A 9,511-nucleotide genomic window follows, 5' to 3' on the forward strand; every position below is an offset into this window, starting at 1 on the left:
CTTCCACCTTATAGCCCCGATCTGAATCAGATAGAGAAAAAGTGGGCTTGGATTAAAGGTGTTAGGAATCGGCTGCGAATTACGGATGTGGATTGGCTGTTTCAGGTGTGTATCGATAAATAAGTTTATTTGCTATAGCGAAACCCGCTATCCGTTTTCAGACGGCCTTTATTTTCAGACGGCCTTTGTTTTTTTGTTTTTGGTTTTGGCTGTTTTGGCGGCTGTGCCGATGGTTTGTGTTGATGATTGACAAACCGATGCCAGCCGTCTTTTCTCATCCAAACATTCCGCTCAATTGTAGGTACGGTTAGCTGCCGCAGGCGGCGTAACCGTACGGAACGGAAACGGAAATAAACGCCGTCTGAAAAGCAACGGCGGTGCGTACGGTTACGCCGCTTGCGGCGGCTAACCGTACCTACGGCCAATCCGTATCCATGCCGTTGCTCAACCGTCATTCCCGCGCAGGCGGGAATCCAGAATGGTCATACCCTGTAATCTTGACTATATTTCTGAAACGGACAGGGCTAGATTCCCGCCTGCGCGGGAATGACGGCAGGGAAGTTTCCGCATCACTTATCAAATCCCCGTTACCTGATGTAGGTACGGTTAGCCGCCTGAAGCGGCATAACCGTACGCACAGCTACCGTGTTTCAGACGGCATTTTGTTTCCTGCCGCCGCTTTGTACGGTTACGCCGCCTGCGGCGGCTAACCGTACCTACCTTGCCGCCGACGTTACACAAAGTACAGGCCGTCTGAAAAAACTTTCAGACGGCCTGATTATTCAAACAAACTGCAATACGGGCGTTATTCTGCTCCTGCGGGTTTGTTGGACGTTTTAATCAACAGGGTCAGGAATGCGGCGATGGCAAGGAAAACGCCTGCGAACGTCATGGCGTTGGCGGGGTTTGTACCCAGTAAATTTTCATAAATCGAACCGAAAGTAACGGTCTGAATCAGCATAGGTATTACAATCATCATATTGACAACACCCATATACACGCCGGTACGCTCTTTGGGGATTTCTCTCACGACAATCATAAACGGCACGCCCATGATGCTCGCCCAACCAATACCGAAACCGACCATGGGCAGGTAAAGCATCCATTCTTGGTTGATGTGCGGAATAGCCAGCAGAGCGGCGGCGGCCAACGACACGGCAAAAGCATGAACGTATTTCGGCGCGAGTTTTTTAGCCAGTATCATCAAACCGAAAGCAGAGATGAAGGTAACGATGTTGTAAAAACCGTTAATCTGGCCTGTAGTTACCACAGCTTTGCCATAAGCGGCCTTGTCGGAAATGGTGGAACCGAACACGGACTGTACCACGCTGTGAGAAATAAACTGCCAATAGATGAACAATGCATACCATTGGAACAAATAAACCAATGCAAGCTGCCACAAGGCAAACGGCATATCCCGAATCGCATGGACAATTTCGGCAACGGCAGGAATAAAGCCGTGCGGTTTAGCGCGCAATTCGGCCAGCTCTTCTTCAGATGGAGGGTCTTCGGGAGTAGACAGAACGGTTATGAGTACCGAACCGATGGAACAAACGGCACCGATATAGAACGAACCGAATACCCAGTAAGGAATGCCTGCCTCGGAAGTTTGGTTCATCCAATCGATTTTTTGGAACCAACCCAACGACCAGTTGGCCAAAGTAATGCCGAGACCGGTAAACACGGACTGCATCAGGAAGCCTGTGGATTGCTGTTGTTCGGGCACTTTATCGGAAATAAAGGCGCGGAACGGTTCCATCGCGGTATTGTTGGAAATATCGAGCAGCCACAACAGCAATACGGCCAGCCACAACGCAGTGACATGCGGATAGAAAAACAGACAGATGCTGCAACCGATGGCACCGATTAAAAAATACGGACGCCGGCGACCGAGACCGGGTACCCATGTTCGGTCGGACAATGCGCCAATCAGCGGCTGCACCAACAGACCGGTAATCGGCCCTGCCATATTCAAATAAGGCAGCTCGCCCGGGTTTGCATTAAGCATGGTAAAAATCGGATTGATCGCCGTCTGCTGCAAACCGAAGCTGTATTGGATGCCGAAGAAACCGAAATTCATCAGCATAATCTGGCGAAGCGTCATCGCCACCTGCGGGGATATCTTCATTTGGAGCTTTCTCCTGTGGATTTAGATGAAAAGGTATTGCCCGTTTGTGAAGTGATGCGGCTGTCGGATGCCGCTTTTTATGCCGTCCGCCGTGTCATTCCGGCGGGCGGGAATTCTTGCTTGCAGGCCGTCTGAAAAACCCTGTTCCGGTTCGGGACTGCCGCGGCCGCCGTTTTCAGACGGCCTGTACGGCGGGTGTGCCGTCGGCGGTTTCGGGCTGCGGCGCTTTCCGCGCCCGGTAACATTCAAACGTCCACCACCGACTGCCGCCAGACAACGCCGCCGCGCATTTTTTCCACCGTGTCCCCGCTGCCCGCACCTTGACGGATGAGTTCCATCAGCCGCTCGGCGGCACGTGCGCCCATTTCGACGTAGGGCAGTTCGGCGCTGGTCAGCGGCGGGTACAGGGTTTCGGCGATGGTGAGCTGGTTGTCGTAACCGGCTACGGAAATGTCTTCGGGAATCCGCAATCCTGCGGTGCGCAGGATGCCGTACACGCGCACGGCCATTTCGTCGTTGCCGCAGCAGATAACGCTGGGCCGTTCGGGTAACGCCAGCAGGCCACCCACCGCGTCGGACAGCAGCCTGCTGACGAAACGGCCGTCTGAAGAGCCTTGCCGTATCAGGTTTTCGTCGACGGAGATGCCCGCTTCGACCAATGCTTTTTTGTAGCCCGCCACGCGCAGTTTCACCGCTTCCATATCGGGACGCAGCGTGATGTAGGCGATGCGCCTGTGGCCGTGTTCGATAATCCTTTTGACCAATCCGTATTGACCCGATTCGTCATCGGGAATCACCGCGGGCGCGGCTGCGCCGTCGAAACAGTTTGCCAGCACCAGCGGCACTTTGGCGGCGATGTCGGGCAGGCACACTTCCTGCAGGTATTCGGCCACATACAGAATGCCTTCGACGCGGTATTCCATGAAACGGCGGATGATGCCGTCGAGTGTGCCGCAGTCGCCGCCCGTATCGGCCGCCATCAGCATTTTGCCCTGCGCGGTGCAGTATTCGCGGATGCCGCGCACCAGAAACATATCGGGCAACCCCCTGCCGCGCGGCGCATCCGCACCGCACGCGGTTGCGCCCGTAATCAGACCGATTAAACCCGAACGCTGCGACCGCATCGCGCGCGCAGCCGACGACGGGATATAACCCAGTTCGGCAATCGCTTTTTCCACCGCCGAGCGGGTATCGCGGCTGACGGCGGCATCGCCGTTAATCACGCGGCTGACGGTTTTCGGGGAGACGCCGGCCAATATGGCGACATCGTAGATGGTTGCCATTCAGACGGCCTTTCACCTGAAGAAGTTGCGGAAATCGGAGCAAGAATACCACCGATTGACATCGGTGTCATACGGTTTTTTACGAATGTTGAGAAAAATCAACCCAAGGCCGGCGGCGCATCCGAAAACTTGACGGAACACCGAACCGGTGTACAAAACGGCCAATCTTCGCGGCAGGCAGCGTTTCGGCAAAACCGCCGGCAAATACGGCCGCAACAGCGGCGAAAACATACGGAGCCGCACCCGAAACGCCAAAGGCCGTCTGAAAACAGCGCAACGTTTTCAGACGGCCTTTATTTTTCAGCGGCAGAACACGCGGAACCCGCCCGCTCCATGCCGAGAAACCGAATTTTTTCCGAATATCCGTGTCTATTAAGTCCGAGAGATGCACCGCATTCCGCCACGGGCGGGATTTCCGGCTGCCGAACCACCCGAACGGAGACAACAACATGACCGCCAAACCCCTATTCTTCTCCCTTACCACCACCCTACTGCTGGCCGCCTGCCAACCCGCCGATGCAAAACCGTCAACCGGACAGCAGTTGCAGCAAGCCTTGGCAGCCTATGAAAAAGGCGATTACCAAACGGCATTCAAACTGACTGAGCCACACGCAGCGCGAGGTAATGGCGAGGCACAAGGAAAACTCGGGTTTCTGTATTACACAGGCAAAGGCGTACCGCAAGATTATACAAAAGCCCGTGCATGGTTTGAAAAAGCGGCTGCACAAGGCCATGCCAACGCACAAAACTATCTCGGGATAATGTATGCAAGAGGATTAGGCATGCCCCAAAACTATGCAAAAGCACGCACATGGTATGAAAAAGCAGCCATACAAGGCTATGATGATGCACAATTCAACCTAGGGGGAATGTATATCCTCGGCCTAGGCGTACCGAAAGACCATACAAAAGCCCGTACATGGTATGAAAAAGCGGCTGCCCAAGGCCACGTATATGCACAATTAAATCTAGGGGTTATGTATCATAGAGGAGAAGGCGTACCAAAAGATTATGCAAAAGCCCGTGCCTGGTATGAAAAAGCAGCCGCTCAAGGCGATGCTGCTACGCAATACAATCTTGGGATAATGTATGCTGAAGGACAAGGCGTACCGAAAAATTATGCGAAAGCCCGCACATGGTTTGAAAAAGCAGCCGCCCAAGGCCATGCCGATGCCGGAAAAGCACTTGTTGTACTGAAACAGGAAGGACACTGACCTGTAAACCGCACCCCCAAAAACACCCAAGGCCGTCTGAAAAACAGCAGCACAACCGGTACGGTCTGCCCCGTGTTTTTCGGGGCGTAACCGTACGCAACCGCCGAAGGTTTCAGACGGCATCCGGAAACTGCCCGTGCGGTTACGCCGCTTGGTGCGGTTGTCCGTACTGCCTACCGTGTCCGCAGCAGGCCGTCTGAAAACGCCGTTCCACGCCGCCCGCACCTTGCACGCCGGAATACTGCGCCCGCCCCCTTTTGAGCGGCCCGCCAATCGTTGCTATACTTTGCGGCAAATGAAGCGAAAACCCGTTTTCAGACGGCCTGCCGCCCTTACAGGCCGTCTGAAAACGCCGCCAATCAAGGAGATTTTATGGACATCAGCCAAACCGGCGCATGGCGCGCGTTGGAAGCCCACAGCCGCGAAGCCGCATCGTTCAATATGCGCCGAATGTTTGAAGCCGACGGCAGCCGTTTCGACACCATGCACGAAACGCTGCACGGCTTTTTGTTCGACTACAGCAAAAACATTGTTACCGAAGAAACGCTGCAACTGCTGTGCCGCCTTGCCGAAGCAGGCCGTCTGAAAGAACGGGCGGCGGCCATGAGGGCGGGGGAGAAAATCAACACCAGCGAACGCCGCGCCGTCCTGCACACCGCGCTGCGCCTGCCTGCGGATGCCGCGCCGGTCATGGTGGACGGCGAAAACGTCGTGCCGCAGGTACACCGCGGACTCGACCGCGCGCTCGCATTCGCCGAAAGCCTGATCAGCGGCGCATTTCTCGGCGCAACGGGCAAACGCATCACCGATTTCGTCCACATCGGCATCGGCGGTTCCGATTTAGGCCCCAGAATGGCCGTGCAGGCACTCGAACCCTATCTGAAAAAAGTGCGCGTGCATTTCATCGGCAACGCCGACGATTCGGAAATATCCCATGTACTCAAAGGGTTGGATTCCGAAACCACCGTATTCTGCATCGCATCCAAATCCTTCGGCACCGCCGAAACCCTGCTCAACGCCCATGCCGCGCGCGCATGGTTCCGCGAACAGGGCCGCGCCGAAGCCGACATCGCCCGCCATTTCGTCGCCGTGTCGTCCGACATCAACGCCGCCCGCAACTTCGGCATCACGCCCGACCACGTTTTCCCCATGGCCGACTGGGTCGGCGGCCGCTATTCCGTCTGGTCGGCCATCGGCCTGCCCGTGATGGTTGCCGTTGGCGAAAGCCGTTTCCGCCAGTTTCTCGCCGGCGCGCACGCCATGGACGAACATTTCTTCACCGCCGGATACCGCCGTAATATCCCCGTACTGATGGCATTGCTGTCCGTGTGGTACGGCAATTTCCTGAATGCGGACGGATTGGCCGTCGCCCCCTACAGCCACGGCCTGCGCCGCCTGCCCGCATGGCTTCAGCAGCTCGACATGGAAAGCAGCGGCAAAAGCCGCACCACCGACGGCAGCCCCCTGCCCTTCCGCAGCGGCGCCATCGTTTTCGGCGAAGAAGGCGTCAACTGCCAACACGCCTTCTTCCAACTGCTGCACCAGGGCACGCGCCTGATACCGTGCGATTTTATCGTGCCGATGTACACGCCCTGCCGCATCAACCGCCACCAGCGTTTCACCGTTGCCAACGCCTTCGCCCAATCCGAAGCACTGATGCGCGGCAAAACCGCCGAAGAAGTGTATGCCGAACTCGCGGCCCTGCCCGAAGCCGAACGCGAAGCCCTCGTTCCGCACAAAATATTCCCCGGCAACCGCCCCAGCAACAGCTTCCTGTTCGACGAACTCACCCCGTTCAACCTCGGCATGCTGATGGCCTCCTACGAACACAAAATCTTCGTCCAAGGCATGATTTGGGGCATCAACCCCTTCGACCAATGGGGCGTGGAATACGGCAAAGCCCTCGCCAAAACCATCGAACCCGAACTCAACCGCGACCTGCCGCTCCACCACGACAGTTCCACCAACGGCCTGATTGCGCATTACCGCAAATGCAGCGCAGAACGGCAGCAGTAAACGCCCGCCGTCCCGCACGCCTGCCGCGGCAGAAGGCCGTCTGAAAAACAATCCAACGTTTTCAGACGGCCTGTCCGTATCGGCCGGTCTACCGCACGGTTACGCCTTAAGAACACTAACCGCACCTGTGTCCAACCGTACCACCGTGTGTGTCCAACCGCACTACCGTAACAAAAAGGTTTTGGAAACGACAGGCCCGCATATCACAACCGTCATTCCCGCGCAGGCGGGAATCCAGCAAAATACCCAAGTGCAAAGAAACCGATAGTGTTCAAGAACGCCGAAATGCAGCGGCCTCGATTCCCGCCGGCGCGGGAATGACGGGATACCGTTTTACCGCATAACCGCTTGGCGTACGGTTACACCGCCTGCCGTTTTCGTAGGTACGGGTTAGTTTTCGCAGGTACGGTTAGCCGCCCCGGCGGCGTAACCGTACACGGACGCTCCCACCCAAAGGCCGTCCGAAAAACCACCCTGCATGTTCAGACGGCCTGTCCGCATCGTCCGGCAACCAGCCCCTTACGGTAGCTAGTTTTAAACACCCAGTTACCCTGCGAACCCGCGGCAAACTGTCATCAAACTGCCATAAAGCGGCTGTAATATGCCCGCAACGGCGCAAGCCGGACTTATCCATTTTCCACAAGGAAGCGCAATGAAACTTTTGAACAAAGCCGTTTTTGCCGTATTCGCAGGTTTGGCCTTATCCGCAGCGCAGGTGCAGGCCGCGCCTGCGGCAGGCAAAGCAAAAAATGTGATTCTGATGATTTCAGACGGCGCGGGCATCAACACTTGGCGCGCGGCGAGCTACTACCGCCACGGCGCTTTGGGCAAAGAAGTGTACGACAAATTCCCGGTGCAGCTTTTTGTGTCGACCCACCCGCTGAACACGTCCAAACAGCCCACTTTCAGCAACCGCAACGCCGTGCGGTTCGATTCCGAAAAACTGTGGGACAACAAACGTTCCGATGCCCAATACAAAGGCGAGAAGGCATCTTATCCCAGCCGCTTCGCCGGTTACCACTATGCCCAAAACGACTTTACCGACAGCGCCGCCGCAGCCACCGCGCTGGCTACGGGCATGAAAACCTACAACAACGCCATCGGCTGGTCGAACGACGACAAGCCCTTGAAAAACATCGGCGAATATGTGGCAAACAGCGGCAAAGCCCTGGGCGTGCTGACCTCCGTGCAGTGGAGCCACGCCACGCCTGCGGGCTTTTTGTCGCACAACCGCAGCCGCAACAATTACGCCGAAATCGCCAAAGAAGCCGTGGAATCGGGGCGTGCCGACGTGATTATGGGCGCAGGACATCCTAAGTTCGACAAAAACGGCCTGCCGGCCGCAGCCGGAGACGACAAGGCCTACCAATACGTCGGCGGCAAAGAAACTTGGGACAAACTCGCAGCGGGCAAAACGCCTTACAAACTGATTGAAAGCAAACAGGATTTCATCAATCTGGCCAACGGAAAACTCGATTTGGGCGGCAAAACCAAAATCCTGGGCACGGCGCAGAACCACACCACGCTGCAATTTGACCGCAACGGCAACGCCGCGGGCGGACAACTCGCCAACCAGCCCGATTTGGCCACCATGACCAAAGGCGCATTGAACGTCGTTTCCCGCAACCCCAAAGGCTTTTTCCTGATGGTGGAAGGCGGAGCCGTCGACTGGGCCGCGCACGCCAACAACCTGCCGCGACTGGTTGAAGAACAAACCGACTTCAACCGCGCCGTAGAAGCCGCCGTCAACTGGGTGGAAAAAAACAGCTCGTGGAACGAAACGCTGATTATGGTTACCACCGACCACGGCAACGGCTTCCTGCAAGGGCCTGATTCCGATCGGAATTTCTACAACCCCATTGTCAACCAAGGCGCGGGCAAACTGCCTCTGGCGCGCTGGCACACCGACAACCACACCCGCGAACTCGTACCCGTTTACGCCCACGGCGCAGGCGCGGAATACCTGCTGACCGCAGCCAAATCCGAACCCAAGCTCGGCACCTATTTCAACGTGCCCAAACCCGCACAGAAATTCGTGGACAACACCCATATCTTCCGCACCGCCATGCACGCACTCGGATTGCGCCGACATTAACCGTCCCGACTGAGGCGGATACGGTTGAAACAAGGCGGCAGGCCGTCTGAAAACCCAACCCGCTATTCCCAAACAGGAACCCGGTCGCAAATGCACTTAGCCGCCCAAACGTTCTAACCGCATCAATGAGCGGATACAAACGGAAAGCCCTTCCGTTCACGCCCACAGGCCGTCTGAAAAACATTTTTCAGACGGCCTGTGGCCTTATCCGCAGATAAAAACCGTCATTCCCGCGCAGGTACGGTTAGCCGCCTTAAGCGGCGCAACCGTACGGCAGCCAAACCGTATGACGGAAACCACGCTGAAAAAAGTAATACAGATACAGCCAACCGTGCAAATAGTGTAACCGTGCAAACAGTGCATGCAAACGGAAATTCTTGCCGTACCACTCCAAAGGCCGTCTGAAAAAACAATTCATGCTTTTCAGACGGCCTTCATCATTGCGCTCATTAGTAGAGCGTACGGTTACGCCGCTTGGGGCGGCTAACCGTACCTACGTTTCTGAAAACGGTAATACAGATACAGCCAACCGTTCAACCAGTGTAACCGTGCAAACAGGGCATACGAACGGAAATCCTTGCGCTACCAATCCAAAGGCCGCCTGAAAAAACAATTCATGCTTTTCAGACGGCCTTCATCATTGTGCTTATTGATTGGCTGCCGAGCGTACGGTTACGCCGCTTGGGGCGGCTAACCGTACCTACGTTTCTGAAAACGGTAATACAGATACAGCCAACCGTTCAACCAGTGTAACCGTGCAAACAGGGCATGCGAA

The 9,511-nt window shown here is 56.1% G+C and carries 7 protein-coding genes; 5 read left to right on the forward strand and 2 right to left on the reverse strand.

Annotation, left to right across the window (positions count from 1 at the left end; translation table 11 throughout):
* Positions 1-805 precede the first annotated feature (805 nt).
* A complete protein-coding gene (locus tag ACEYDX_RS02045) occupies positions 806-2,128 on the reverse strand; it encodes an MFS transporter (RefSeq protein ID WP_373740379.1) in 1,323 nt (440 codons plus the stop codon).
* Positions 2,129-2,373: 245 nt separating this feature from the next.
* On the reverse strand, positions 2,374-3,411 hold the full coding sequence (locus ACEYDX_RS02050) for a LacI family DNA-binding transcriptional regulator (protein WP_373740380.1): 1,038 nt from the start codon (positions 3,409-3,411) through the stop codon (positions 2,374-2,376).
* A gap of 148 nt (positions 3,412-3,559) precedes the next feature.
* Between ACEYDX_RS02050 and ACEYDX_RS02055 the strand changes: the two genes are divergently transcribed.
* The 5 genes from ACEYDX_RS02055 to ACEYDX_RS02075 all read left to right on the forward strand — a co-directional run bounded on the left by ACEYDX_RS02055 (position 3,560) and on the right by ACEYDX_RS02075 (position 9,223).
* Positions 3,560-3,787 (forward strand): hypothetical protein, encoded by a 228-nt coding sequence (locus ACEYDX_RS02055; RefSeq protein WP_373740381.1) that lies wholly within the window; start codon positions 3,560-3,562, stop codon positions 3,785-3,787.
* Between the two features lie 73 nt (positions 3,788-3,860).
* Entirely contained in the window at positions 3,861-4,625 is a 765-nt protein-coding gene (locus ACEYDX_RS02060) for a tetratricopeptide repeat protein (protein WP_373740382.1), read from the forward strand.
* A gap of 372 nt (positions 4,626-4,997) precedes the next feature.
* A complete protein-coding gene (gene pgi / locus ACEYDX_RS02065; RefSeq protein WP_373740385.1) occupies positions 4,998-6,641 on the forward strand; it encodes a glucose-6-phosphate isomerase in 1,644 nt (547 codons plus the stop codon).
* Between the two features lie 652 nt (positions 6,642-7,293).
* Positions 7,294-8,736 (forward strand): alkaline phosphatase, encoded by a 1,443-nt coding sequence (locus ACEYDX_RS02070; RefSeq protein WP_373740383.1) that lies wholly within the window; start codon positions 7,294-7,296, stop codon positions 8,734-8,736.
* Positions 8,737-9,097: 361 nt separating this feature from the next.
* Positions 9,098-9,223 carry a hypothetical protein gene (locus tag ACEYDX_RS02075; protein ID WP_373740384.1) on the forward strand — a complete coding sequence of 42 codons (126 nt, stop codon included), beginning with the start codon at positions 9,098-9,100 and terminating at the stop codon, positions 9,221-9,223.
* The last annotated feature ends 288 nt before the right edge of the window (positions 9,224-9,511 follow it).

This window comes from Neisseria sp. (assembly GCF_041804105.1).
Taxonomy (GTDB): domain Bacteria; phylum Pseudomonadota; class Gammaproteobacteria; order Burkholderiales; family Neisseriaceae; genus Neisseria.

Bases quoted from the DNA above. Each gene is read 5' to 3' on its own strand.
- ACEYDX_RS02060 (WP_373740382.1), top strand. From the start codon at position 3,861: ATGACCGCCAAACCCCTATTCTTCTCCCTTACCACCACCCTACTGCTG.
- pgi (WP_373740385.1), top strand. From the start codon at position 4,998: ATGGACATCAGCCAAACCGGCGCATGGCGCGCGTTGGAAGCCCACAGC.
- ACEYDX_RS02050 (WP_373740380.1), bottom strand. From the start codon at position 3,411: ATGGCAACCATCTACGATGTCGCCATATTGGCCGGCGTCTCCCCGAAA.
- ACEYDX_RS02045 (WP_373740379.1), bottom strand. From the start codon at position 2,128: ATGAAGATATCCCCGCAGGTGGCGATGACGCTTCGCCAGATTATGCTG.
- ACEYDX_RS02075 (WP_373740384.1), top strand. From the start codon at position 9,098: ATGCAAACGGAAATTCTTGCCGTACCACTCCAAAGGCCGTCTGAAAAA.
- ACEYDX_RS02070 (WP_373740383.1), top strand. From the start codon at position 7,294: ATGAAACTTTTGAACAAAGCCGTTTTTGCCGTATTCGCAGGTTTGGCC.